The 26,144-nt window shown below is 54.6% G+C and carries 22 protein-coding genes; 8 read left to right on the forward strand and 14 right to left on the reverse strand.

What is annotated here, in order from left to right; all coding sequences use genetic code 11:
- Positions 1 to 5: 5 nt before the first annotated feature.
- From GW579_RS05785 to GW579_RS05800, 4 genes are all read right to left on the reverse strand, one after another.
- Positions 6 to 1,157 (reverse strand): glycoside hydrolase family 53 protein, encoded by a 1,152-nt coding sequence (locus GW579_RS05785; protein WP_420821538.1) that lies wholly within the window; start codon positions 1,155 to 1,157, stop codon positions 6 to 8.
- A gap of 64 nt (positions 1,158 to 1,221) precedes the next feature.
- Positions 1,222 to 2,073, reverse strand: coding sequence for a sugar ABC transporter permease (locus GW579_RS05790; protein ID WP_152326835.1), 852 nt, complete (start codon positions 2,071 to 2,073; stop codon positions 1,222 to 1,224).
- A 14-nt stretch (positions 2,074 to 2,087) separates the two neighbouring features.
- Positions 2,088 to 3,389 carry a carbohydrate ABC transporter permease gene (locus GW579_RS05795; protein ID WP_165058739.1) on the reverse strand — a complete coding sequence of 434 codons (1,302 nt, stop codon included), beginning with the start codon at positions 3,387 to 3,389 and terminating at the stop codon, positions 2,088 to 2,090.
- A 101-nt stretch (positions 3,390 to 3,490) separates the two neighbouring features.
- Complete coding sequence (locus GW579_RS05800; RefSeq protein WP_152326833.1) at positions 3,491 to 4,717, reverse strand: extracellular solute-binding protein; 1,227 nt, start codon at positions 4,715 to 4,717, stop codon at positions 3,491 to 3,493.
- A gap of 276 nt (positions 4,718 to 4,993) precedes the next feature.
- On the opposite strand from GW579_RS05800, the gene GW579_RS05805 reads away from it, so the two are divergent.
- Both GW579_RS05805 and GW579_RS05810 read left to right on the forward strand, forming a co-directional pair.
- The gene (locus tag GW579_RS05805; RefSeq protein ID WP_165058036.1) at positions 4,994 to 6,097 is read left to right on the forward strand and encodes an ABC transporter ATP-binding protein; all 1,104 of its coding nucleotides are present in this window, start codon (positions 4,994 to 4,996) and stop codon (positions 6,095 to 6,097) included.
- 139 nt (positions 6,098 to 6,236) lie between these two features.
- Positions 6,237 to 7,196, forward strand: a complete 960-nt coding sequence (locus tag GW579_RS05810; RefSeq protein ID WP_165058038.1) for a D-2-hydroxyacid dehydrogenase family protein — start codon at positions 6,237 to 6,239, stop codon at positions 7,194 to 7,196.
- 63 nt (positions 7,197 to 7,259) lie between these two features.
- Here the strand turns inward: GW579_RS05810 and tmaR are convergent, their stop codons facing one another.
- Both tmaR and GW579_RS05820 read right to left on the reverse strand, forming a co-directional pair.
- The gene (tmaR, locus tag GW579_RS05815) at positions 7,260 to 7,592 is read right to left on the reverse strand and encodes a PTS system regulator TmaR (RefSeq protein WP_152326830.1); all 333 of its coding nucleotides are present in this window, start codon (positions 7,590 to 7,592) and stop codon (positions 7,260 to 7,262) included.
- Positions 7,593 to 7,752: 160 nt separating this feature from the next.
- Positions 7,753 to 8,850, reverse strand: coding sequence for an FUSC family protein (locus GW579_RS05820; RefSeq protein ID WP_152326829.1), 1,098 nt, complete (start codon positions 8,848 to 8,850; stop codon positions 7,753 to 7,755).
- A gap of 227 nt (positions 8,851 to 9,077) precedes the next feature.
- Here GW579_RS05820 and sbcB point away from each other — a divergent pair, with 227 nt between their 5' ends.
- Positions 9,078 to 10,505 carry an exodeoxyribonuclease I gene (sbcB, locus tag GW579_RS05825; protein WP_165058040.1) on the forward strand — a complete coding sequence of 476 codons (1,428 nt, stop codon included), beginning with the start codon at positions 9,078 to 9,080 and terminating at the stop codon, positions 10,503 to 10,505.
- Between the two features lie 684 nt (positions 10,506 to 11,189).
- Here sbcB and GW579_RS05830 read toward each other — a convergent pair.
- Both GW579_RS05830 and GW579_RS05835 read right to left on the reverse strand, forming a co-directional pair.
- The gene (locus tag GW579_RS05830; RefSeq protein ID WP_152324105.1) at positions 11,190 to 12,566 is read right to left on the reverse strand and encodes an APC family permease; all 1,377 of its coding nucleotides are present in this window, start codon (positions 12,564 to 12,566) and stop codon (positions 11,190 to 11,192) included.
- A gap of 480 nt (positions 12,567 to 13,046) precedes the next feature.
- Positions 13,047 to 14,471, reverse strand: coding sequence for a glutamine synthetase family protein (locus tag GW579_RS05835; RefSeq protein WP_165058741.1), 1,425 nt, complete (start codon positions 14,469 to 14,471; stop codon positions 13,047 to 13,049).
- Positions 14,472 to 14,819: 348 nt separating this feature from the next.
- Here GW579_RS05835 and puuD point away from each other — a divergent pair, with 348 nt between their 5' ends.
- Genes puuD through GW579_RS05850 form a run of 3 tightly spaced genes read left to right on the forward strand, consistent with a single transcriptional unit; the run spans position 14,820 to position 17,548 of the window.
- Positions 14,820 to 15,623, forward strand: a complete 804-nt coding sequence (gene puuD / locus GW579_RS05840) for a gamma-glutamyl-gamma-aminobutyrate hydrolase (protein ID WP_165058042.1) — start codon at positions 14,820 to 14,822, stop codon at positions 15,621 to 15,623.
- 4 nt (positions 15,624 to 15,627) lie between these two features.
- On the forward strand, positions 15,628 to 16,185 hold the full coding sequence (puuR, locus tag GW579_RS05845) for an HTH-type transcriptional regulator PuuR (RefSeq protein ID WP_152324107.1): 558 nt from the start codon (positions 15,628 to 15,630) through the stop codon (positions 16,183 to 16,185).
- 49 nt (positions 16,186 to 16,234) lie between these two features.
- The gene (locus GW579_RS05850; protein ID WP_165058044.1) at positions 16,235 to 17,548 is read left to right on the forward strand and encodes an NAD(P)/FAD-dependent oxidoreductase; all 1,314 of its coding nucleotides are present in this window, start codon (positions 16,235 to 16,237) and stop codon (positions 17,546 to 17,548) included.
- Positions 17,549 to 17,587: 39 nt separating this feature from the next.
- Here the strand turns inward: GW579_RS05850 and GW579_RS05855 are convergent, their stop codons facing one another.
- Positions 17,588 to 17,782, reverse strand: a complete 195-nt coding sequence (locus tag GW579_RS05855) for a hypothetical protein (RefSeq protein ID WP_101075866.1) — start codon at positions 17,780 to 17,782, stop codon at positions 17,588 to 17,590.
- Positions 17,783 to 17,977: 195 nt separating this feature from the next.
- Here GW579_RS05855 and GW579_RS05860 point away from each other — a divergent pair, with 195 nt between their 5' ends.
- Positions 17,978 to 19,705: a potassium/proton antiporter gene (locus GW579_RS05860; protein WP_165058046.1), complete on the forward strand. Its 1,728-nt coding sequence runs from the start codon at positions 17,978 to 17,980 to the stop codon at positions 19,703 to 19,705.
- A 44-nt stretch (positions 19,706 to 19,749) separates the two neighbouring features.
- Here the strand turns inward: GW579_RS05860 and osmE are convergent, their stop codons facing one another.
- Positions 19,750 to 20,082: an osmotically-inducible lipoprotein OsmE gene (gene osmE / locus GW579_RS05865; protein ID WP_152324110.1), complete on the reverse strand. Its 333-nt coding sequence runs from the start codon at positions 20,080 to 20,082 to the stop codon at positions 19,750 to 19,752.
- A gap of 244 nt (positions 20,083 to 20,326) precedes the next feature.
- Here osmE and GW579_RS05870 point away from each other — a divergent pair, with 244 nt between their 5' ends.
- A complete protein-coding gene (locus GW579_RS05870; RefSeq protein WP_152324111.1) occupies positions 20,327 to 20,926 on the forward strand; it encodes a cupin in 600 nt (199 codons plus the stop codon).
- A 7-nt stretch (positions 20,927 to 20,933) separates the two neighbouring features.
- On the opposite strand, the gene GW579_RS05875 is transcribed toward GW579_RS05870, so the two are convergent.
- The 4 genes from GW579_RS05875 to GW579_RS05890 all read right to left on the reverse strand — a co-directional run bounded on the left by GW579_RS05875 (position 20,934) and on the right by GW579_RS05890 (position 26,083).
- On the reverse strand, positions 20,934 to 22,559 hold the full coding sequence (locus GW579_RS05875; RefSeq protein WP_165058048.1) for a methyl-accepting chemotaxis protein: 1,626 nt from the start codon (positions 22,557 to 22,559) through the stop codon (positions 20,934 to 20,936).
- Positions 22,560 to 22,671: 112 nt separating this feature from the next.
- Positions 22,672 to 23,172, reverse strand: coding sequence for a GNAT family N-acetyltransferase (locus GW579_RS05880; protein ID WP_152324113.1), 501 nt, complete (start codon positions 23,170 to 23,172; stop codon positions 22,672 to 22,674).
- Between the two features lie 57 nt (positions 23,173 to 23,229).
- On the reverse strand, positions 23,230 to 24,321 hold the full coding sequence (locus tag GW579_RS05885) for an ABC transporter ATP-binding protein (protein WP_152324114.1): 1,092 nt from the start codon (positions 24,319 to 24,321) through the stop codon (positions 23,230 to 23,232).
- On the reverse strand, positions 24,314 to 26,083 hold the full coding sequence (locus GW579_RS05890) for an ABC transporter permease (RefSeq protein WP_101075872.1): 1,770 nt from the start codon (positions 26,081 to 26,083) through the stop codon (positions 24,314 to 24,316). The genes GW579_RS05885 and GW579_RS05890 overlap by 8 nt, the downstream gene beginning before the upstream one ends.
- Between the last annotated feature and the right edge of the window lie 61 nt (positions 26,084 to 26,144).

Genomic DNA, 26,144 nt, shown 5'->3' on the forward strand with positions numbered 1-26,144 from the left:
GGGGATCAGTTGAAGACTTTAATGGAAGGAAGAACCTGACCGCCGCAGCCAAACAGCGCCTGATTTTCACGGGCATTGCCCTCTTTCCAGTGGTCGTTGATGTAGGTCATGCCCGCCGGTGTTGCCCAGCCTGCGCCGTTAACCGGGATCCACGTCGGTTCCCAGTAGAACAGGCCTTTGCCGCGATGCCCGGGCACGCTCACCAGGCTTTTGATCATGTCGCTGAGGAAATCGGCCTGCCCCTGCACAGTTCCCGGATAGCCGCCGTCTTTAGCTTCTTTGGCGGTGAAACTGTTCTCCGCGGCATCGCAGTTTTCAAGGGTGTAGCCGTAAGCCACTTCGACCACGATCACGTCTTTGTTGTAGCGTTTGCTGATGTCGTCCATGTTGGCCTGTAACGCAGAAATCGGGCCATTCCAGTAGGTATAAAACGACAGGCCGATAACGTCGTAAGGCACCTTGCGCTGGTTGATTTCATCGAACCACCAGCGGAAGGTGTCGTTCTTGGTGCCTTCGGCCAGATGCAGCATGATTTTGATGTCTGAAGGGTTTTTCTCGTCGGCCCTGACACCGGAGATCGCCGCATTCAGCAGCCCGGCCAGACGGTCAAATTCGCCGCCGCCCGCGCCCCAGCTTTTTCCTTCCGGCCACAAAATTCCGCCGTTCATTTCATTGCCGACCTGCACCATATCCGGCAAAACGCCCTGCTGACGAAACTGCGCAATCACGTCACGGCTGTAATCATGAATGGCAGTTTTCAGCTGCGGATAATCCATTTTTTCCCAGGCTTTCGGCTTGAACTGTTTACCGGGATCGGTCCAGAAGTCGCTGTAGTGGAAATCAAGCAGGATTTTAAAACCCTGCGCTTTGGCGCGTTTCGCCAGTTCCAGCGTGGTCGCCAGGTCGTTGTTGCCGCCGCCGTACGGATGCCCCTGTGCATCCTTCGGATCCACCCACAGCCGCAGACGCACGTAGTTGAAACCGTTCTGTCTGAGGATCACCATCGCGTCGGTCTGTTTGTGGTTCTGGTCGTAGAACTTGCCGCCGTGTTTTTCCACGTCAATCAGCGTGGAAATATCCGCGCCCTTAATGAAATCCGCCGGGACATTGGCGACTTTTTTGATGACCACGTCCTGTGCCACACAGGAAAAAGACATCGCCAGCAGCACACAGGCCACGGCGCTTTTCGTGAAAATCTTCTGAGTAAAGAGAGTCATGTGATTATCCTTTGGTGCTGCCAGCGGTCAGGCCGGAGACGAAGTATTTTTGTAAGGCGAGATAGAAAATCGCCACCGGCACGGCAATCAGCACCGCGCCCGCTGCATACGTGGTGTAGCTCGCGCCCATTTTCTGTGCGACCAGGTTGTAGAGACCAATCGGCAGCGTGTATTTATCCGGCGTGCGCAAAATGGTACTGGAGAGGATGAAATCGCCCAGCGGCCCGGTGAAGGAAAACAGCGCAATCACCGCCAGAATCGGCTTCGACAGCGGCATGATGATTTCGATAAAAATGCGGAAATTCCCCGCACCGTCCATGCGTGCCGATTCATCCAAATCTTTCGGGATTGCGTCCAGATACCCTTTCATCAGATAGGTGTTCATCGGGATCATGCCGCCGACGTAAATCAGCACAAGCGCCAGATGGCTGTTGATCAGGCCGAGCAGTTGCGCCAGTACGAAAATGGCGATCAGCGCCGAGAACTGCGGGATCATCTGCAATAACAGAAACAGCATCAGCCCGTCTTTGCGCCCTTTAAAGCGAAAGCGTGAGAAGGAATAGGCGGTGAAGCTGACGCAAATCAGCGTCAGCACCATGGTCAGGAAACTGATTTTCATCGAGTTCCAGTACCACGCCATGTAATTCACCTGTCCGTTGAACAGATCTTTGTAATGCTGGAAGGAGAGGTTCTGCGGAATAATCGACGTGCTGAGCAGACTGTTCCCGGCATTCAGCGACGCGCCGACGGTCCAGATCAGGGGATAAATAATAATGACCGCCACAATCAGTAACAGGAAATAACTCAACGACAGGCGGATAAACCGGTTTCTTTTAATACTGCTGTTCTTATTCATCAGTTTACTCCCGCTTACGCCATATCATCTTGTTTAAATGAATTGGTTGAACGGAATTGCCACAGCGCAATACCGACAACAAATATCGACAGCAAAATCGTAATGGTCGCGGCAATCGCATATTGCGAGGAAGACATGGTGAGTTTATAAATCCACGACACCAGAATATCCGTTCCGCCTGCATTCGATCCCGCTACGGCCGGGCCGCCGTTATTAAACAGATAGATAATATTGAAGTTATTAAAGTTGAAGGTGTATTGCGTGATAATAATTGGCGCAATGGAATACAATACCAGCGGCAGCGTAATGGTTTTTAATTTCTTCCAGGTGCTGGCTCCGTCCATCGTGGCGGCTTCGTACAGGTCGTTAGGGATCGCCTGTAATACGCCGGTGGTCATCGCAAAGACAAACGGGAAACCGAGCCAGGTCTGCATCATGATCAGAGCCGTTTTGGTCCAGAACGGATCGGTCATCCACGCTTTAGGTTCAATGCCTAACGCCGCCAGTATCCCGTTGTTAATCACGCCAAACGAGTCGTTGAACATCCCGGCGAAGACCAGAATGGTAACGAAGCCCGGCACCGCCCACGGCAAAATCAGGATGGTGCGGATCAGCGCCTTGAAGCGTAAATCTTTCTGATTCACCAGAATCGCCAGCATCACGCCGACGGTGCATTGCAGCGTGGTTGCCAGTACGGTCCAGACGACGGTCCACTGTAAAACGTCGAGTAATGTCGAACGCCAGATATTGAGCGTGAAGATATTAATAAAGTTTTTGAATCCCACCCAGTCAACTAATTTAGCCGGCGGCGTGTGATATAAATTGTAATTGGTAAAGGCAATGGAGAAGCCGAAGATAATCGGGAACACCACCACGAAGACCAGCAGAATAAAACCGGGCGTAATCATTAAATACGGGAAACCCTCGCGCAGGAGCAAATGATATTGCTTTCTGACGCTGGGTAATTCCCTGCCCGCATCGCGGCGTTTTCCGTTAATCCACGCATCACGCAGGCTCCAGTAATAAAAGCCTGCGCCAAACGCACCAATTAATACGCTGATAATTCCTTTCGCCAGCAGGAATATCGAGTTATCGCGCGGGACTTCTTCCCCCAGCGTATAAAGCCCCCACATTCCCTGTTGCAGGAAATCATAAAAAACACCAACGAAACAAAACAGAATGATAAAAAACAGAATTCCCTTGGCCCATTGCCGGTTATAGAACTGACCAAAACCGGGAATGAATGCCAAAGCCAGTGCCACCGGCGCGTGATGGCGGGCAGACAGTGGCTCCTGGTTTTCCTCATGAAGACGCATAGACACAAAGATATTCCTTTCACTGTGAGGGAGTGAAATCACTCCCTCTTTTCAGACGTACAGCCGTTTCAGATGCGGTTGCCGATGCTGTTACCCGCAGATCACTCGTTGCTGGCTTTCGCGGCTTCAATCTGCATCTGGATATTTTTCACGGCGTCATTGAGCGCTGCGTCCACCGGCTGTTTGCCGGTTACGCCCAGCTGGATCCCGTTGTTCGCCGGACCCCAGACTTCCTGCATTTCAGGTACGCCGGGCATCGCTGTGGCGCGGGTTGACTGCTCGGCTACCGCATTGGCTTTCTCGTCATTTTTGATCATCGGGTCATTCACCAGCGCCGTCAGTGCCGGAATTTCCTTGGTCACTTCGTAGCGCACCTTGGCGTATTTCGGCTGGTTGATGAAGGTGATGAATTTTTCGGCCAGCGGTTTTTGTTTGCTGTAGGTCGATACCGCATAACCTTTAACGCCCAGGAATGAGCTCATCGGTTTGCCGTTCGGCAACAGCGGCAGCGCTTTCACGCCGTAGTTGATGCCAGCGGCCTCATAAGGCTGGAACGCCCACGGGCCGGTGATCACGGCGGCGGCTTTCTTCTCAGTAAACAGTGAGTCGATGGCGTTCAGGCCGTTGTCGCCGGTGATCCCCGCCGGGAATAAACCGTCGGCATAGAATTTCTTCAGGTACGTGACGGCTTCAATGCTGCCCGGTTTGTTCAGGCCGATATCGTCGACGTTGATCTCCCCTTTGGCATCTTTACCGAAGATGTAGCCGCCCATGGAGGCCATCGCGCCGTAGGCGTAATAGACTTCGTCAAATTTGGCGAGCAGGCCGTATTTGCCCTTCGCCCTTTCCGCTTTCGAGAAGGTGTAATACTCGTCGAGCGTCGCCGGGGCTTCGGGCAGCAAATCTTTGTTGTATATCAGCACCAGCGTTTCAACGGCTTTCGGCACGCCGTAGGTGTGGCCCTTGAGCTGGAAAGCGTGAATAGCCGACGGCGTAAAGCTGTCGGTGAACCCTTTCTCGAGCGTCAGCGGTGCCAGCAACCCCTGTACCACGGCGGTGCCGAGCTGGTCGTTCGGGATCACAACCACGTCGGGGCCGATGCCAGCCGGGCCGTCGAGACGCAGTTTTTCAGTCTGTTGTGCATACGGCGTTTCCTGCACCACAACTTTGACGTTGTTCTCTTTTTCAAAGTCTTTTACAGCATCGGAAATACCGGAGGATTTCTTAATATCTTCCCAGACAAGTAGCTGTCCTTCGGCTGCCCGCACGGCCTGGCTGCTCAGACTTAATGACATCAGTACCAAGGCAGTAAGGTGTGTAATTTTCATTGTTGCTCCTGGATGTGAAGGTATAACATTTTTGTGTGTATAACAACGACATTCAATCAACACCCAGCGATGAAAACCCTATAAATGCTGAATACAAAGTGATTTATGTCGTCATAAATATCGTGTTACACGTTAGACTTATAACCCCAAAATCACTACCAAAAGATGTGTATTGTGTGATCGCAACTGCAAAATTCGAACCCGCTCGTGCAAACGTTTACACAAGGTGGTTATAGTCCGAAATATCAGCGGTATGAATTTATTACGAGGTCAAACATGTCCAGCATCAGGCTTAAAAATGTGGTTAAGCGTTTCGATAAAACGGTGACGTTACATGGCATCAATATTGATATAGAAGACGGCGAATTTACGGTGTTCGTCGGACCATCCGGCTGCGGAAAATCCACATTGCTGCGCATGATTGCCGGGCTGGAAGATATAACGGAAGGTGATGTGTATATCGGCGAGCAACGGGTGAATGACGTTGACCCGTCGCGCCGCGGCGTGGCGATGGTGTTTCAGTCTTACGCGCTCTATCCGCATATGACGATTGCCGAGAACATGGGTTACGGCCTGAAAGTGAACGGGGTGCCTAAAGACGAAATCCGCCATCAGGTGGAGATGGTCGCCAAAACGTTACAGCTTTCCCATCTGCTGGACAGAAAGCCGAAGCAGCTTTCCGGTGGCCAGCGCCAGCGCACCGCCATCGGCCGCGCGATTGTACGTAATCCGCAGGTTTTTATGTTCGATGAGCCGCTTTCCAATCTGGATGCCGAACTGCGCGTGGATATGCGTCTGCACATTTCCAAACTGCATCAGGAACTGAAAACCACCATGGTTTATGTGACGCACGATCAGACCGAAGCCATGACGCTGGCCGATAAAATCGTGGTGATGAACTACGGCAAAGTCGAGCAAACGGGCGCACCGATGGATTTGTATTACAACCCGGTGAATCAGTTTGTGGCCGGTTTTATCGGGTCGCCGAAAATGAATTTCCTGCCTGCCGAAGTGCTGAGCTGGCAGCCCGACCGGCTTGAAGTGCGCCTGGCGCCGGAGAAAACCCTGACGCTGGCGCTGAGTACCCGCGAGCTGGCGGCGGGTGACAAAGTGACGCTGGGCATTCGCCCGGAACATCTGCTTTCCCATGAAACCGAAAATCAGCTGGAATTTAACTGCGAGGTGGTTGAGCGTCTGGGCAACAGCACCTATCTGTTCGGCCAGTGTTACGGCATCGACGGGTTTAAAATGCTGCTGCCGGGCGATATGGCCTTTAATCCGTATCAGAGCCTGACAACCTGGTTCGACGCCCAACGCTGCATGGTATTTGGTGAAGACGGCCTGCGCATCAGTGCCGCCAGCCTTTCACATCTGCATTAATGCCATTATCAATAACCGCCCTTAGCCGGGCGGGTATTCCTGCTAAGACTCTGTTGCAAAAGAACCGGCGCCCTGCTTCACCTCCGCGTAAATTTAGTGCTATACCTCTTTATCTCTTTTTTACAGATGAGGAAGTTCCATGCCCATGCAATGCCTGATCCTGGATGATTATCAAAACGTCGCACTGTCTCTGGCCGGCTGGCAGGCACTCGCGCCGCAGGTAGAATGCCGCGCGCTGACGGAGCATATCAGTGATGAAGACCAGCTGGTCGCGCAGTTACAGGACGCAGAGATTGTGGTGATCATGCGCGAACGCACGCCATTCAGCGCAGCGCTATTTGCCCGTCTGCCAAAGCTACGACTGCTGATCACCTCGGGAATGCGCAACGCGTCGGTCGATCTGGCCGCCGCCCGTGAAAATGGCGTGACGGTTTGCGGCACGGGCAGCGGTTCGACGGCGCCGGTTGAGCTGACCTGGGCGCTGATCCTCGGGCTGGCGCGGCATCTGGTGACGGAAAATAACGCACTGCGCCACAACGGGCCGTGGCAAAGCACGGTCGGCACCGGGCTGAGCGGCAAACGTCTCGGCCTGCTGGGATTGGGTAAAATCGGGCAGAAAGTAGCGCTGATTGCGCAGTCATTCGGGATGGAAGTCAGCGCCTGGAGCCAGAACCTGACCGCCGAACGCGCCGCTGAGCATGGCGTGGAACTGGCGGCATCGAAAGAAGCCTTGCTGAAAACCAGCGATGTGGTGTCAGTGCATCTGGTCCTGAGTGAGCGCACGCGCGGGCTGCTCGGCGCGCCGGAACTGGCGCTGATGAAACCCGACGCATTGCTGATCAATACCTCGCGCGCCGCGATTGTCGATCGGCCTGCCCTGCTGCACGCCCTGCAAACCGGGCAGATAGCCGGTGCCGGGCTGGACGTTTTCGAAACAGAACCGCTGCCGCCTGGCGATCCTTTCAGAGTGCTGCCCAACGTGCTGGCGACGCCACATCTGGGCTACGTTTCCGACGGCAACTATCAGGCATATTTCCGTGAAGCCGTCGAAGACATTCAGGCATTTCTCGCCGGAAACCCGGTGCGGACGCTGAGCTAATCCGGATTTCAGGCAAAAAAAACCGGGCATAAACCCGGTTTTTCTCTTTAAGCGGCAACGAAATTATTTGGTTTCGTTGGCTTTGATTTCGCCCAGTGCTTTCAGCTTTTTGGACATTTCACGACGTTCTTTCGACAGGTCAGCATTTCGGATGATATAGTCATCAACGCGATCTTCATAGTCGCCGCGCATGTTAGCAATGATCGCCTGAATTTCTTCGATGCTCATGCCTGGTTTGATGTAATCACTCAGGTTGTCGAGCAGCAGAACGCGTTTCTGGTTGTCACGGATTTTCTTTTCGTTATCAGCGATTTCGCGTTGTAATTTGTTTTTACGACGGAAAACACGCACAAACTCCAGAACGTCCTGGAAACTCGGCTTATTGATATTGTCCATTTTAACACCTTCGATTAAGTTACACAGATTCAGTGACTGATTTGCCGCAACCCGATTTGACGCTACAGGAATAGCTAGCGTAGCAAAAATCGGGCAGTACGCTCAGATAATCGTCCAATGGCCCCATCTTACCCGTTTTAGGCCACAGACAAAAATCCCTTCATGCTTTCGTTGTTTTACCGCTGATATTTTGAGCTTCTTCTTTTTGCATCACCATGGTGATCAGGTCGCCCATTGAGCGCAACTGCTCCGCCACCTGCGTGCTCAGCCAGACGTAACCGTAGACCTGTGCTTCCAGGTGATTCGCGGCATTCATCTCGGTAAGCAGCGCTTTCAGCTCTTCAGCAGATTCATTCAGCTCATGGCTGATTGCCACTTCATCGCCCCGCGTGCCGTTGAGCAACATCAGGCTGAGTTTCTCCAGCGTGCTGAGCATCAGCAATTGCGCGCTGCGCAGCGTGCGGGCATTGAGCATCAGATAATGGCTTTCGCGCGAACTCCAGTAAGCATCGGCCAGCAGTTCCAGCGTACACAACAGGTTACGGCTGAGCGTCTGGATGGCGTCAAACGCCTCGCGCGGCACATGAGATTCTTTGCTGGCGGGCGCAAACAGCGAACGCATTTTCACCATCTGGCTCATGGTACTTTTCATTTTGCCGTGCAGATGCGGACGTTCCAGCATGTTCGGCGACAGCCACGCGCTGTAGAGTTTATTGAGCGACATCAGATAATCGGCCATCTGCATGCGCCAGTGAATAAACGCACGCTGCGGATAAATGCTGGCAAACAGCAGAGCCAGCAGGGAACCGAAAATCACGTCTCCGGAACGCCACAGCGCCATCTCCATGTCGCCCGGCCCTGCGCCGCACACCACCGCCAGCGTGATGCCGATCAGCAGCGCCATGTAGGGCCGTTTGCCGAGCGTCAGATATCCGCTGACAAACATGACAACGCCGCACCAGACCAGCATCACCGGCAGCGAATACAGCTCAAGCCACAGCGCGATAAGGCCGGAAACGGAGCCAAGTACTGTACCGGTAATGCGTTCCAGCACGCGCTGAACTACATTTCCCCAGAACGAAATCGGCCCCATGACCACCACCAGCGTGATCAGCGGCCAGGTGCCTTCGGGGATTTCAGTCAAACGGACGATCAGGAATGTCAGAATAAACGCCACCGCGATGCGCAGCGCATGAGTAATACGGTAGTTACGGTAAATGACGTTATCCAGCGGAGAAATTTTCTTGTCGAGACGCACGTTTAGCCTGCCGTAAGGCGAAAATTCAAAGAAGGCGTTAAGTCTAGCTGAGTTACCTGAGGTGATCACCCTGCTTTAGTCAGGGTTTTGGCGGATTGATGCTGAATTTTACGACGTTTTGGACGTTATCCCGCAGCACCACGGATTTTGACATGACTTCACTGCGCCGGATGGTATCCTAGTCAACGTTTCGCCCCTATTTCCGCACTGATAAGGTTATCTTCGTAATGTCAGACAAGCCGCAAAAAACCTTCTACTTTCACGATTACGAGACATTCGGTAAAAATCCGGCGCTGGACCGCCCGGCGCAGTTTGCCGGGGTGAGAACTGACGAAGATTTCAATATCATTGAAGAACCGTTAGTGATTTATTGCCGCCCTTCTGATGATTATCTGCCAGAACCGGAAGCGGTGATGATCACCGGAATTACTCCGCAAATTGCGCTGGAACGTGGCGTGATCGAAGCCGAGTTTACCGCGCAAATCCACAAAGCGTTTAGCGTGCCGGGCACCTGCATTGTGGGTTACAACAACATCCGTTTCGACGACGAAGTCAGCCGTAATATCCTTTATCGCAACTTTTATGACCCGTACGCCTACAGCTGGCAGAACGGTAATTCCCGCTGGGATTTGCTGGATGTGATGCGCGCCTGTTACGCGCTGCGCCCTGAAGGCATCAACTGGCCGGAAAACGACGACGGTTTCCCGAGTTTTCGTCTTGAACATCTGACCAAAGCCAACGGCATTGAACATGAAAATGCCCACGACGCGATGGCCGATGTTTACGCCACGATTGCGATGGCAAAACTGGTTAAACAGGCGCAACCGCGTCTGTTCAGCTTCCTGCTTGAGCACCGCAGCAAGCACAAACTCAATACGCTGATTGATATTCCGGCGATGGCGCCGCTGGTGCATGTCTCCGGCATGTTTGGTGCTGCGCGCGGTAATACCGCGTGGGTCGCGCCGCTGGCCTGGCATCCAGAAAACAAAAACGCCGTGATCATGTGCGATCTGGCAGGCGATATGTCCACGCTGTTGGATCTCGACCCCGACCAGATGCGCGAGCGCTTGTACAGCCGCCGCGACAGTTTGCAGGCCGGGCAATCTCCGCTGCCGATCAAACTGGTTCACATCAATAAATGTCCGGTGCTGGCTCCGGCCAAAACGCTGTTACCGGAAAACGCCGAACGTCTGGGCATTGATCGTCAGCGTTGTCTTGAGAATTTACAGCTACTCCGCCGGAACCCGCAGGTGCGTGAAAAAGTGGTGACGATGTTTGCCGAAGCCGAGCCCTTTACGCCCTCAGAAGATGTGGATGCCCGTTTGTACGATGGCTTCTTCAGCGATGCGGATCGCGCCGCAATGCGAATTATCCTGGAGACACGCCCGGAAAACCTTCCGGCGCTGGATCTGACGTTTAATGATTCGCGCATCGAACCGCTGTTGTTCCGTTTCCGCGCACGCAATTACCCCGCAACGCTGACCGATGCCGAGCAAAAGCGCTGGCTCTTGCATCGTCAGACGAAGCTCACCGATGAGCGGGTTCAGGCTTACATTTTAGAACTTGAATCGCTTTATAACTTGTATGAAGGGGATGCGGAGAAGATCGCATTGCTCGGAGCGCTGTTTGAGTACGGTAAGAAGCTGGTGGGTTAATTTTTGGGGATTCCCCAAAGGCCCCTTCTGGAATAGTGAAAGTTTCGGTTTTTCAACAACAGTTGTCATACGGCTTTTTGTGCCGAAACCGACGAGAGAGGAAAGTGCTTTTCCTCTCTCGACTCTCCTCGCTTTTTTCACTGCGCGCTTCGCTGGTCACAATGTTTCAGGTAGCACAGCGACAGGCTGGAAATCTTGCCGCTGCGCGGTTCCTTCTCTCGGTCTTCGAGCCACAGGTCTCGAAGCCGCTCCGTTCAGCAAGATTTCTGAAACACCCGCACGATCTCAAATTCAAAGGCGGATTGTTTTTCATCTTTTAGAAAAGTGAATTGGCGTGCTCAAAAATGGCACCGAATGAATGGTTCGAGACCTAAGGCTCGAAACCTGAAATGAGGGAATCGCCAAGCGATGACATTTTACGCCACTCACTATTGCCGGAAAAAATGTCCGTCGTGCCTGCGGTAGCGCGTGTTGAAAAAAGCGGGGGGAATGCAAAGGGGGAAAGCACTTCCCCCTTTGTTCGGTTTCGGCGCGAAACGTTAAATAATCACCGTTCGTGAGAAACCGAAATATTCTCGATCAGATTTGAAAAGTCGCAATTGCAGCGACCTCTGCACAGTTGGGCCGCCATTGCAGCGGCCTTTCTGCAAAGAAAGTTTCCTGCCCTTTTCAAAGGGCTATAAATCACGCCTCCGGCGCTATCTCCCCGCTCATCTGCGGTGGCTGTTTCCTGAACGCATTGGTGATGAACGCCAGATATCCCAGGCCAATCGCGCCCCAGACTAAGCCCAGCGTCATTGAACTTGCTTCCAGATTCAGCCACAACGCACCCACAGTCAGCGCCCCAATTACCGGCAGGATCAGGTAGTTGACGTGGTCTTTCAGCGTGCGGTTACGCTTCTCACGGATATAGAACTGGGAAATCACCGACAGGTTCACGAAGGTGAAGGCCACCAGCGCACCGAAGTTAATCAGCGCCGTGGCGGTCACCAGATCAAAGGTCACGGCAGACATCGCCACAACACCGACCAGCAGAACGTTGAACGTCGGGGTACGCCATTTCGGATGCACGTAACCGAACACTTTCTCCGGGAATACGCCGTCACGGCCCATCACGTACAGCAGACGGGAAACGCCCGCGTGCGCGGCCATGCCGGATGCCAGAACGGTGACGCAGCTAAAGCACAGGATGACGGACTGGAAGAATTTACCCGCCACGTACAGCATGATTTCAGGTTGTGACGCGTCGGGATCTTTAAAGCGCGAGATGTCCGGGAAGTACAGCTGCAGGAAGTAAGACACCACAACGAAGATGATGCCGCCAATCAGCGCAGTCAGGAAAATCGCTTTCGGGATGACTTTACCCGCGTTCGGTGTTTCTTCAGACAACGAGCTGATGCCGTCGAAGCCCAGGAACGAGAAGCACAGAATTGTCGCACCGGTGATCATCGGCACCACGTGCGCATTCTCACTGAAGAATGGCTTGGTAGTCGCCAGCGTGCCCATGCCCTCGCCCATGTAAACGCCACGGACCAGCAGCCCCAGGAACACCACCATAATCGCCACCTGCACGACAACAATGATGCTGTTGAGGTTAGCCACCACTTTGATTCCACGCAGGTTGAACGCGGTCATCATCGCGACCAGTGCAGTCACGAAAATCCACGACGGCACGCCCGGGAAGATGGCTTCCAGGTAAATTTTCGCCAGCAGGATGTTGATCATCGGCATGAACAGGTAGTCCAGCAATGATGACCAGCCGACCATAAAGCCGACGTGCGGGCTGATGGCTTTTTGCGCGTAAGTGTAAGCAGAACCGGCAGACGGGAAACGCTGCACCAGTTTGCCGTAGCTCACGGCGGTAAATAGCACGGCGATCAGCGCAAAGATGTACGCCGTCGCGACGTGACCATCGGTCAGGCCGGACACAATGCCGAACGTATCGAAAATGGTCATCGGTTGCAGATAGGCCAGACCCATCATCACAACCTGAACCAGCGTCAGGGTTTTACGCAGTTGTACGCGCTGAGTCGCCGGAGCGGCAGAAGTATTAGCAGACATGGCTCAGTCCTCCCTGAATTGCAGACACCGGGCGTTTAAACGCCTCTGAAAGCAACGTACAGGGAAAACTTCGTGAGTTATTACCAGTAAACGGGGGGTAGATCTTCACATCGCTGATGACGGAGGTGAAGGCTGTGCGAATGTGGCCGCAGCTGAAAGAAGCACCGGCGGGCACCGGTACAGGTTTGAAGTATTGCCCCATGTTACATTTCCTCATAGTGGCGACCGTTGTTAATTTGGGGTCGCACACGAACCTTGTTATCTATCCGGATCTGGGTCCGGCCTCTGTTGAATTAGTTTGGGTACTGCACATACAAAAAAAATAACCGGCGCCTTTAAGCGTCGGTTATCTGCAGTGCTGCGTATTTTGCACAAATCACGCATAAATGACAACATTCAGAGGCGGTGAGTTACAAAATCTTTTCCGATTTTAAACATCTTGCCCGGCCAGCGCCGGTGCAACGCCAGAGATGATGAGGATCAGGCGTTTTTAAGCATCCAGTCGATCTCTGTTTCTGTCACGCGCCGTTCGAACTGCAACAGTTCGTCAGATTTACAGGCGTGATAGACCTGCGAGAAACGTTCGCCGAGGATTTTCTTCAGCGCTGGCTGATCATCAAAATCATACAACGCGTCGCTCTGGCGGATTGGCAGCGGGATCCCTTCCTGCTCCAGACCGTTTCCCGTTACCGGTTCGGGCAGCGGCAAATCGTTATCCAGCCCGTAAAGCATCCCGGCCAGCACGGTGGCGACCACCAAATACGGGTTAGCATCGGCACCGGCCACGCGGTATTCCACACGGTGATCGGCGGTTCCGCTGCACGGCACGCGCAGTGCGACGGTGCGGTTATTGTGCCCCCACGACGCCTGCGTCGGAACATACATGCCCGGCTGGAAGCGGCGGAAGGCATTCACGTTGGGCGCTAAAACGGCCATCGACGCGGGCATCAGGGCAATCATCCCGGCGAGCGAACGTTGCATCAGCGCGGAATCTTTACCGTTCGCGTCGGCGAACAGATTTTTGCCGTTGTCATCGAGCACGCTGAGATGGATGTGCATCCCGCTGCCCGCATATTCGTCATACGGTTTCGCCATAAAAGTGGCGTCCATTTCATGATTTTCCGCCACCAGCCGCACCAGACGTTTAAGCATCAGGGCATGGTCACAGGCGCGCAGAATATTTTCGCTGTGGTGCAGATTGATTTCGAATTGTCCCGGAGAGGACTCCGCCACCGCGCCATCCGCCGGTAAACCCTGGATGTGCGCCAGACGGTCAATATCACTGAGCACACCGGCAAAGTGATCAAGATTATCGACGGAATAAACCTGCGTATGCAGGCTACGTTCCTGCGTGCCGGGCGTACACGGCGGCTGAATATAGCCTTCCGCGTCCCGCTGCCTGTCGAGCAGATAGAACTCCAGCTCTACCGCTACCACCGGGAATAAGCCCCGCTGGCGCAATGTTTGCCAGATATGGTTCAGCACATTGCGTGGTTCAACGTTAAAGGGAGTGCCATCTTCGTCAAGCATGGTGAGAAGCAGCTGGCCGATGTGTTCGGGGTCAGAAGCCGAAGGCGTTAACGTGCCGGGAACGGGAATACAGGTGCGGTCGGGTTCGCCCAGTTCCTGGCCTAAACCGGCGTCTTCCACAACATTACCGAGAATGTCCATGGCGAAGACCGATGCCGGGAAATAGCAGCCTTTTTCGAGTTTGCGCAGGGCGGAGACAGGAATGCGTTTGCCGCGGAAGGAACCATTGAGATCGGTGAGCAGGACGTCGACGTGCAGGGTAAGAGGGTGACGCTCCAGGTATTGAGATACTTCATCCTGGAACGCGCTACTTCGCTCTTCCACCGGCTTAGCAAGGGGCTCATTCTCGCTAATCTCTTTCTTAATATCGTTCATCAGTTCAGTCGTTTGCATAGGTTTTCCGCCATTTGCTGGTTTCCGGCGTCAATGGCACCACCATGATGCCTGCCGGTTATGCGTTACCGTTTCATTGTGCTGTTCAACGCAGTCTTCTCATTAGTCAGGATCCTCACGGGGTGCTCAAAATATAGGCCATATGATTAACCCTAGCTGTAACATTAATTATTTGCAACACCTACAATCACGCAACATATCAGTTTGAAAAGCCATCAGTGCGCTGCTAAATTGTTCAACAGGAGTTCATTATTATTGACAGATAACGACCCTTTGCGTGCGGGGAGGCACGCGCTGGCGACACATTCATCAACTCAAAGAGGCGGTATTATGGGCAATATATTTTCCACGGCATCCGCAGGAAAACAGACAAGCTACAGACCGGTCATTGGGGTTGTGATGTGCGAAAACACGGTGGATGAAAACCCGGCGCTCACTGTCCACGAGAAGTATTTGGACGCTATTTTTAACGCCGACGCCCTGCCCGTTTGCCTGCCACACGAACTGGCGGCACGCGACGGGGCGATAGACCAGATACTGCGCGGTCTGGACGGCATTTTCCTCACCGGCAGCCCGAGCAATATTGAGCCGCATCAGTACGGTGAAGAAGGTGTTGAAGCGCTGGCCGATCCGGGCCGCGACCGTCTGAGTTTTCAGCTAATTCGCGCCACGCTGGATAAAAAAATTCCGCTGTTTGCCGCCTGTCGCGGCCTGCAGGAACTGGTGGTCGCGACCGGCGGCAGTTTGTACCGCAAGGTGCAGGAAGAACCCGGCTTTATGGATCACCGCGAAGACACGTCATTGCCGCATGACGCGCAGTACGATCCCGCGCATCCGGTATTTATCGAACCGGGCGGCTTACTTTCAGAATTATTACCCGACTATCAGCAATTTCAGGTGAATTCCCTGCACGGTCAGGGAGCGAAACGTCTGGGCGCAGAACTGGCTGTCGAAGCCCGTGCGCCGGACAATCTGGTGGAAGCCGTGAGTGTCCGCGGTCACCCGTTTGCGTTGGGTGTGCAGTGGCATCCGGAATGGCACAGCCTGACGGATCCCGTTTCCCGTCAGCTGTTTAACGCTTTTATCGCGGCGTGTCGCAAAGGCCATCAGGCCCGGAGCGCACAAGAGGAATAAAGGGATGAGCGAAGTCAGTCTGGCGCCTGGTCGCCGGCTTTCTGAAATTCGTCAGCAACTGGGCATGTCACAACGTAAAGCCGCCGAGTTGTCTGGCCTGACGCACAGCGCCATCAGTACCATCGAACAGGACAAAGTCAGCCCCGCCGTCAGTACGTTGCAAAAGTTATTGCGGGTTTACGGGCTGTCGTTATCGGAGTTTTTCGCCGAAGAACGTAAAAGTGACGAACCGAGAATCGTCATTAATGCGGCAGATTTGATTGAGATCGGCAGCCGGGGTGTTTCCATGCGAATGGTGCATAACGGCACGCCAAACCACGCGGTCGCCATGCTGCTTGAAACCTATCAACCCGGCAGCACAACGGGCGACAAAATTAAACATCAGGGAGAGGAAGTCGGCACCCTGCTCGAAGGAGAAATCATCTTAACCATCAACGGTCAGAGCTACCCGCTGCGCGCGGGCCAAAGCTATGCCATTAACACCGCGAACCCACACAGTTTCAGTAATAATTCGACGCGGATTTGCAGGATAGTCAGCGCACATACCCCTAATACCTTCTAGTTGTCAGCGTTCTGGGCCTGACGACGGGAACCCAAAGAAGGATGTCATCATGAGTGCTCAAACAGGAAGTCCCCGCGCTGCCGGTGCGCCTCACACCGACAGCTATTACGCCAGTTCTGTCAACGCTCACGCGCCGTGGCCTGAGCTTAATGACAATATTGAGTGCGACGTTTGTATTGTCGGTGCCGGTTATACCGGCATCTCTTCAGCGTTATATCTGTGCGAAGCCGGTTACGACGTGGTGGTGCTGGAAGCCGCGCGCGTCGGCTGGGGCGCCAGCGGGCGCAACGGCGGTCAGGTGGTCAATTCTTACAGCCGCGATATCGATGTGATTGAAGACCGCTATGGCCGCCAGACCGCCGACATGCTCGGCAGCATGATGTTTGAAGGCGCAAATATCATCCGCCAGCGCATTGATCAGTACGCGATTGACTGCGATTACCGCCCCGGCTGTATTTTTGCGGCGCTGAGCACAAGACAGCTCAATAAATTGCGTGACCAGCAAAAACTCTGGAACCGCTACGGCCATACCGAGCTGACGCTGCTCGATGAGAGCGCGGTTCGCCGCGAAATCGCCACCGACCGTTATGTCGGCGGCCTGCTGGACAAAAATGGCGGGCATATTCATCCGCTCAATCTGGTGCTGGGCGAGGCCGAAGCGATACGCCGTCACGGCGGACGCATTTTTGAAGGCTCGGCGGTCACGCGCATCGAGCACGGCGAACCGGCCATCGCGCATACGGCGAAAGGCACGGTCAAAGCGAAATATGTGATTCTGGCGGGCAATGCGTATCTGAGCCAGCAACTTGCACCGCGCCTGACGCGCCTGAGCATGCCGTGCGGTTCGCAGATTGTTGCCACTGAGCCGTTGTCCGATGATATGGCGCTGTCGCTGCTGCCGAATAATTATTGCGTGGAAGACTGTAACTATCTGCTCGACTATTTCCGTCTTACTGCCGATAACCGCATGCTGTACGGCGGTGGCGTGACCTACGGCGGGAAGAATCCGCCGAACATTGATTCGGTGATCCTGCCAAAGCTCAACCGCACGTTCCCGCAGCTTAAAGGTGTGAAGATTGATTACCGCTGGGGCGGCAATTTCCTGCTCACACTCTCCCGCCTGCCCCAGTTCGGGCGGCTGGAAAAGAATATCTACTATATGCAGGGCGACAGCGGCCACGGCGTGACGCTCACGCATCTGGCCGGAAAGCTGATTACCGAAGTGCTGCGCGGCGATGCGGAACGTTTCGACGCATTTGCCCGCCTGCCGCACATGCCGTTCTTCGGTGGCCGCAACCTCCAGGTGCCGTTTACCATGCTCGGCGCTGCTTATTATTCACTGCGCGACCGGCTTGGGGTTTAACCGGCTACAGCCCCTTCCCCGCAGGTGCCCTGCGGGGGATTACCCTTTTCCGGCGACCGGAAATTCGTTGTCCGTACTGACTTCGGGCAACTCATTCAGATCGGGCAGGATCCCTTGCGAAATGTAATCTTTTGCTGCGATCGCCTGTTCAGTACCGCCAGCATCGCGGATAACCACATGTTTTATCGCGCCGTCTTTCAGCACCTCACGGCGTACACCGGTATATTCACTCATGTTTAGTTCCTTTCGTGTTCACTACTCATGGACATTGCTCATCTTTAAGCATAGTTTTTTATTCTTAAGTGCAACTAATAAAAATCCTAAATGACCTCAGCAAGACGCTCATTTTCCTGATAAATTAGACCTGTTGTCATTGATGACTCAACCGCACTTCCCCCGCGCCCTTAAAGCTTTACAAGGAGATCTCTCTTGGACGCCAGCACGATTAATACCCTTTTCTTTATTGGCGCCCTGTTAGTTGCAGCGAGCATTTTGCTCAGTTCGTTCTCTTCGAAGCTCGGTATCCCTATTTTGGTCATTTTCCTGGCGATCGGCATGCTGGCCGGCGTCGACGGGATCGGTGGCATTGCCTTTGATAATTATCCGGCCGCGTATCTGGTCAGTAACCTGGCGCTGGCGGTGATTTTGCTCGATGGCGGAATGCGCACCCGCGCCTCCTCCTTTCGCGTCGCCCTCTGGCCCGCGCTATCGCTGGCAACAGTCGGTGTGCTGATTACCGCCGGGCTGACCGGGCTGGCGGCCGCCTGGCTGTTCCACATCAATCTGATGCAGGGTTTACTGATTGGCGCGATTATCGGCTCCACCGATGCGGCGGCGGTGTTTTCGCTGATCGGCGGAAAAGGCCTGAACGAACGCGTCAGCGCCACCTTAGAAATTGAATCCGGCAGCAATGACCCGATGGCTGTCTTCCTGACCATCACGCTTATCGACATGATTTCCAAAGGTGAACACGGGCTGAGCCTGATGTTTGTCGTGGACGTCGTGCGCCAGTTTGGCCTCGGCATTGTGTTTGGCGTTGGCGGCGGCTGGCTGCTGCATAAACTCATCAACAAGATTACGCTGGCGGCCGGGCTCTATCCGTTGCTGGCGTTCAGCGGCGGCTTGCTGGTTTATGCGGCCACCATGGCGCTTGAAGGCAGCGGCATTCTGGCGGTCTATCTGTGCGGCCTGATGCTGGGCAATATGCCGGTCCGCAACCGTCACGGCATTTTGCAGACCTTCGACGGGCTGGCGTGGCTGAGCCAGATCGGGATGTTCCTGGTACTTGGCCTGTTGCTGACGCCGAGCGACTTGCTGCCTATCGCCCTCGCAGCGCTGGCGCTTTCCCTGTGGATGATCCTGCTGGCCCGCCCGCTGTCGGTGTTTGTCAGCCTGATCCCGTTCAAAAACTTCACCCTGCGCGAGCGTTTCTTTATCTCATGGGTCGGCCTGCGCGGCGCGGTGCCGATCATTCTGGCGGTTTTCCCGATGATGGCTGGCCTGCCGAACGCCACGCTGTATTTCAATGTCGCGTTCTTTATCGTGCTGGTATCGCTGTTGCTTCAGGGCACATCTCTGGGTTATGCGGCCAAAAAAGCCAAAGTGCTGGTGCCACCGCAGCCGACGCCGATTTCCCGCGTCGGGCTGGATATCGACGTTTATAACGACTGGGAACAGTTTGTGTATCAGCTCGGCTCCGACAAATGGTGCGTCGGCGCGGCTCTGCGTGACCTGCAAATGCCGCAGGCGACGCGGATTGCGGCGCTGTTCCGCGGTAAGGAAATGTTGCATCCGACCGGCAGCACGCGGCTCAAGGAAGGCGATATTCTGTGCGTCATCGGTCAGGAAAAGGATTTGCCGGAACTGGGTAAATTGTTCAGCGACAGCAATAAAGTCGTGCTCGACGATCGTTTCTTCGGGGATTTCATTTTGCAGGCCGATGCGCCGCTGGATGCGATTTCCCAACTGTATGGCCTGAACCTGGAAGATTCCGTTGACCAGTCACAAACGCTGGGACACTTTGTTATCCGCCTGCTGGGTGGCGAACCGGTCATCGGTGACCATATCGAATGGGACGGGCTGACGTGGACGATTGCAGAAATGGACGGGAATCAGGTGAGTAAAGTCGGTGTGAGGATTGTGACAGAGAAAGCCTGAGAATGAGGCTTCTCCCCCTTAGCCGGAGGAGAAGCCAGACCGTATTACTGACCCGCCTGCGGATCTTTGTCATAGTCTGAACAAGACTGATAGCCTTTATTCATGACATGACCGGTATCGTTGAAGCTGACGAAGTAAGTCTGCGCTTTACCATCACGCGGGGCGACAGCGTAAGTCTGACAAGTCCCTTTCGCGTGCACCAGCGTCGCTTCCGTTGACGGTGGCCCTGCAATAGCACGAACCTGAGATTTGGTCATGCCGACTTTAACGTCGCTGACGACAGGTTCTTTCACGTAACTCGCTGCACGATCGTAAGTCTGACACCCTGCCAGTACAGAAACTGCTGTAGCAACCATAATTAACATTTTCTTATTCATAACATCTCCTCCTGAGGTCTTTTTTGTATTGTTAAGACTAGAAGAGATGGCCGATATAGCCAGCCAATATGACTTATATTTGTTGATTGCTACAGTTTTTAAGTTTTTTCTGATAACTGTAGTGGCGAATTTAACCGTTTTCCGGCGGGCAAAAAAATGGCGCGTAAAAAGAGGCCAGCCCGCCATTTATGATCTATACATGAATGATGTAAGTCTTTGATTGCGCGACAAGGAGCTATTCCTGATGCATTTGGACCGACGCCGGTTTGTGACTTTGCTGGGTTTGATGGCCCTGTTGCCGATCCCCCGTTTAGGCTTTGCGGATCCCAGAGAGGTCGCGATGGACACATTGCTGATTGATAAACCCGATGGCGGCGTACCCAATAATTCCTTACCGGTGCTGATTTATCATCGCGTGATCCCACCCGATGCCGTCGATAACGCCGATTATCTTGAACACCTTTTCCGCTCCAACGGCTGGCCGCCGCAGTGGCGTTATCCGGTTTATACATTCACGCATTTCCACTCAAATACGCATGAAGCGCTGGGCGTTTTTTCCGGCACGGCCAAGCTGCAACTCGGCGGCGAACACGGCAAGATTATTGACGTGAAAGTCGGCGATGTCCTGTTACTTCCCGCCGGTATCGGCCATAAACAGATTTCCGCCGACGAGGATTTTATGCTGGTCGGCGCTTATCCACCGGACATTAAAGCCGATTTATGTCATGACGAACTGCCGCTGCTGGCAGCGCGCACTAAGGCGGTCAAAGCCGTGCCGCTGCCGGCGACCGATCCGGTCACCGGGCACAGCGAAGGCAGCATGCTGGTCTGGCATAAAAGCTAATCTTTACTTACGCCGCTGCCAGCCCGAAGCGCGCCACCGCCCTTTCCAGCCGCTGTGACTGGTCGAGTAATTGCTGGGAAGATGCCGCCGCGTGATCGGCCAGTTTGCCGTTTTGCAGCGTCACATGGTTGAGCGCGGTGATCCGTTCGGAGACATCGTGAACACTTTGCCCCTGATACAACGTCGCTTCTGAAATTTCATTCACCAGCGCGCTCAGACCGTTGAAGATGTTAATAATCTCCTCCAGGCTCTGGCTCAGAACGCTGACAGACGCCGATCCGCGTCCGATTTGCTCTACGGAATCGTCAATCAGCTGATGAATGCCGCGTGTGGAATGGCTGCTTTTTTGCGCCAGCAGGCCGATTTCTTTTGCCACCACCGCAAAGCCGCGCCCGTGCTGCCCGGCATGCGCCGCTTCGATGGCCGCATTCAGCGCAAGAATGTTGGTCTGGAACGCCACGCTGTCGATCATCGACACGATGCTACTCATTTCCGTCGACTGGCTGACAATCTCTTTCATCGCCGTGTCCACCTGCCCCATGACTTCGCCGCCGCGCGTCGCCACGCCTTTTGCCTGTTCGGCGCGTTTACTGGCCTGCTGCGCGTGCAGGGCATTTTCTTTGACCCGATCATTCAGATGGGTGATGTGTTCGGTCGCCGCTTTCAGTTCTTCGCTCTGAATGGCCGCCTGCGCGGAAAGTTCTTCATTACCTTTCGCCATCTGGTTGATGTTAAGCATGATGTGCGAGGACGCATCGCGCACTTCGCTGACCAGTTTTTGCAGGCCGCGCTGCATGTTGCGCAGGCTTACGCCCAGTTCGCGCATTTCAATCACACGCGAATGATCGTCTTCGACGTCGCGGGATAAATCCCCGGCGGCCAGCACGCTGATATGCCCGATCATCCGTTGCAGCGGGCGGATTACCCAGGCCGTGACGCCGCGCCAGACCAGAACGGCGATCACCGCCAGAATGACCAGCGCGCCCATAAATAAGGTTTTTGCCTGCGTCAGCGAGCTGAGCAAACGGTCGCTGAGCGACACCGCCGTGTGTTCATTGACCTCCAGATAGGCGTAATACTTCTGGCTGAAATCATCCTGAAATGCCTGAACCGGCACTTCAAAGAAGGAATCAATGGTGTTGTTTTTTTGCAGACCGTCCGACTGTTCGCGCAGCCCGTCAAAGAACATCTGGTAGCTGGCTTTAAGCTCGGCGGTGGCTTTGTCGGCGTTCTTCGTCATGCCGTCGAAACGGGCAAACGCTTTTTGCGAGGCGGTCAGGGAATCCAGCGACTCCTGCATCAGGCTGTGCCAGCTGCCGTCAGAACCGGTTTCTTTATCCTGCATGTAATAAATGCCTGCGCGGTTGAGTTTGTCACTGGCCATCAGCAGCTCCATGCGGGCTTTATCCATCACCGCCTGTTGCTGACGCAGGTTTTCCGTCGCAATAACGTTATTGCGCGCGTCCTGAAGAATGTTGGTGAGCACAACGGTGGAGAAAATCTGTAAAGCAGAAAACAGGGCGATAACGCAAATTACCCCGAAAAGTATTCCCCGCGGACGCTTTGTGAAAACAGATCGAAATAATCTGTTGAAAGGTATTTTACCAATACGTGAATGAGACGTTAATATCATGATTATTCTGCATTATTTGGATAAGAAGCAGAATTTTACGCGCAAGAAATGACAGAAATATTTCAGGAAACCGCAGGACGCGGTTCCCCTGAATGGAAGAGCATGAATAGCTTCAGCGGAGCGAACGCTGCATCACGGTGACCTGTTCATTATCGACTTCGCGGTTTTCCACTTCCTGCCAGCCAAGACGCCCGTACAGCCCCTGCTGATCCGGCGTGTACAGCCAGAGCGTTTCCAGCCCGGCATCGCGCGAGCGGCTGATACAGGCTTTAACCAGCGCCGTACCAATCCCTTTTCCGCGCAGATGACGCGGCGTAAACACTTCGCCCAGCCAGTATTTGCGTTCCGCGACATCGCTGAGTTCGTAACGCATCACGCCCGCCGTGCCCACAACCTGCTCATTTTCATCAAGCGCAATCAGCACACACTGGCGTCCGCGACTGTTCATCCGCTGTATAAGCCGCTGGCGGATATACTCTTTCTGGGCCCAGTGAGGAAAGTCAGACCATTCGCCGTGAAGGTATTCGGTCACGACGTCCAGATACTGAGGAACGTCGGCCAGGCTGACAATTTTTAAGGTGCTGTTAGCGGTGGAAGATGAAATCTGAGTCATGGAAAAACCGTTTTAAACAAACAAGGGGAACCAATCTGTCGATTCCCCTTGTTTGTGTCAAGCGCCCTGAGTGCTTCCCTGTTGTTTAGGGAAGATCCACACATGTTGCTCCGGCAAAGACAGATGACAATGCTGCGGATCGCGCACATCAGCGCCGTACGCACGGATCACAAAATCATCGCCGGACGTGCGGAACAGATACTCCCAGCGGTCGCCGAGGTACATGCTGGTGAGCAGCGGTAATTCCAGCTGATTATCGCCCGGACCCTCCGCCAGCACCACGCGCTCAACGCGGATCACCGCCGTGCCTTCCTGACCGGCTTGCACGCCGTCGCCCGCCTGCCCCCACAGCGTCCAGCCGCTGCCTTCGATCCGCGCTTTGCCGTCGCGGACTTCAGTGATTTTCCCGTGCAGGCGGTTATTGCTGCCCATAAATTCCGCGGTAAACAAGGTTTTTGGCGAACCGTACATTTCCTGCGGCGTGCCCTGTTGCTCAATTTTGCCGTTATTGAGCAGCAGAATGCGGTCGGAAATCGCCATCGCTTCGTTCTGATCGTGCGTGACCATCAGCGCCGACAGCCCCAGCTTGATGATCAGCTCACGCAGGAACACGCGGGCTTCTTCGCGAAGTTTGGCATCCAGGTTGGAGAGCGGCTCATCGAGCAAAATCACCGGCGGGTTGTAGACCAGCGCCCGGCCAATCGCCACGCGTTGCTGCTGTCCGCCGGAAAGCTGATGCGGATGGCGTTTGCCCAGATGCCCCAGCCCGAGCTGATTCAGCACATCCTGCACGCGCTGAGTGATTTCACCCGCTGCGATTTTGCGCAGTTTCAGCGGATACGCCACGTTCTCGAACACGGTTTTATGCGGCCACAGCGCATAAGACTGGAAGACCAGCCCGAGGTTGCGCTCTTCCGCAGGAATTTCGCTGCGCGGCGTGCCGTCGTAGACTTTGTTTTTGCCGATGATAATGGTGCCCTGCGTCGGCTTTTCCAGCCCGGCAACGGCGCGCAATAACGTGGTTTTGCCACTGCCGGAAGGCCCGAGCAACGACACCACTTCCCCGCGTTTGAGATCCATCGACACGCCTTTGAGCACCGGGTTGTCGCCGTAGGTTAAGTGCAGATTCTCGACCGATAATTCAATCATGTAATTTGACTCCAAAACGAAGGGCAATACCCAGACCTAACACCACCAGCAGGATGTTAATAAAGGAGAGCGCGGCAACGATGTCTATCGCACCCGCCGCCCACAGGGAAACCAGCATTGAGCCGATGGTTTCTGTACCCGGCGATAAGAGGTACACACCGGTGGAATATTCGCGCTCGAAAATCAGGAACATCAGCAACCACGAGCCAATCAGGCCGTAGCGCGACAACGGGATAGTGACGTGGCGGGTAATCTGCCCGCGCGTTGCGCCGGTGCTGCGCGCCGCTTCTTCCAGTTCAGGGCCGACCTGCAACAGCGTGGAGGAGATCAGCCGCAGACCGTACGCCATCCACACCACGGTGTAGGCCAGCCAGACGCTGAAAATGGTACTGCGCAGGGAACGCAGCCAGACCACCAGGTTGTCGCGCAGCCATTGCGACCACGGCATCCCGGAAAGCCAGCCGGATTTGAGCGCGTTATCCAGCCACATCGGCAGGAACAGAAATACCCACAAAAATGCCAGACCGGCCAGCAAGCCTGGCACCGCACGCGGTACCAGTACGCTGTAATCGAGGAAACGCGTGACGCCGTCCGGTTTGCGGTGCATCGCAATGCCGATAAACAGATAACAGGCCACCGCCAGCGCACCACCGATGACACCAATTGCCATCGAGTTGACGATCGCGCGCAGCAGGTTCGGCTGTTCCCAGATCGTGCGGAAGGTGTTGAACGACAGCTCATCCCACAGGGAAACACCCACGCCCCAGTTAGAAATAAACGCGCGAAGCATCACGCCGAGCAGCGGTACACCAATCGTGACGGTCAGCCAGAACGCCACCACCGCACCGGCCACCCAGCGCCATTTCCCGAGCGGCAACGCCCGCGCCTGAGAGGCTTTGCCTTTGACGGTCACGAAGCGGTTCGCCGTTCGCATCAGGCGGCGCTGCAACATCACCAGCGGAATGGTGATACAAATCAGCACCACCGCGACGGCGGCCATCAGATGATAAGACGGCGTCCCGAGTTTGTTGGTCAGCTGATACAGGTAAGTTGCCAGCACCATGTTGCCTTCCGGGTCGCCGAGAACCAGCATCAGCCCGAAGACTTCCAGCCCGAGGAAAAACAGCAATACGGTGGCGTATAAAATGGAAGGACGCACCATCGGCAGACTGACGGCGGTCATGACCTGAAGCGGCGAGGCACCGGCGGTTCGCGCGGCTTCTTCCACATCCGAACCCACGCTGCGCAGCGCCGAGGAGATGTACAGATAAGCGTGCGGAACGTGCGTCAGCCCGGCAATCACCACGATGCTCGACATGTCGTAGATGTTCCACGGCACAAACCCGATCAGCGACTGCGCCCACAGCGAGAAGAACCCGACCGGCCCGGCGGCGACGACGTAACCGAAACCTAATACCATCGGCGAGACGAAAATCGGCACCAGGATCAGCGGTTCAATCACGCGGCGGCCCGGCAAATCGGTGCGCACCATCAGGAACGCCAGAATACCGCCCAGCGGAATGGCGATCACCACCAGCCCGAAGGCCAGAATAAAGCCGCTTCTCAGCGCCTTATAAAAATCCGGATCGGTGAAAATGAATCCGAAAGACTCGAGGCTCCACTCTTTTGACGGGGAAAAGAACGGAGCGGAGAGAAAACTTTGTATCACGATGAACGACAACGGAATGTAGATAACCAGCGCGGTTATCAGCACCACAATGCCACGCGGCAAGCTTTGCCACTTTCTGCGCAATGCATTCATGTTACTTCCCTTCGGTTAGGAACCCTGAACAGCGAAATCAGGTAAGAGAACAGGAGGCGCG

This window comes from Rahnella contaminans, assembly GCF_011065485.1.
Classification (GTDB): Bacteria; Pseudomonadota; Gammaproteobacteria; order Enterobacterales; family Enterobacteriaceae; genus Rahnella; species Rahnella contaminans.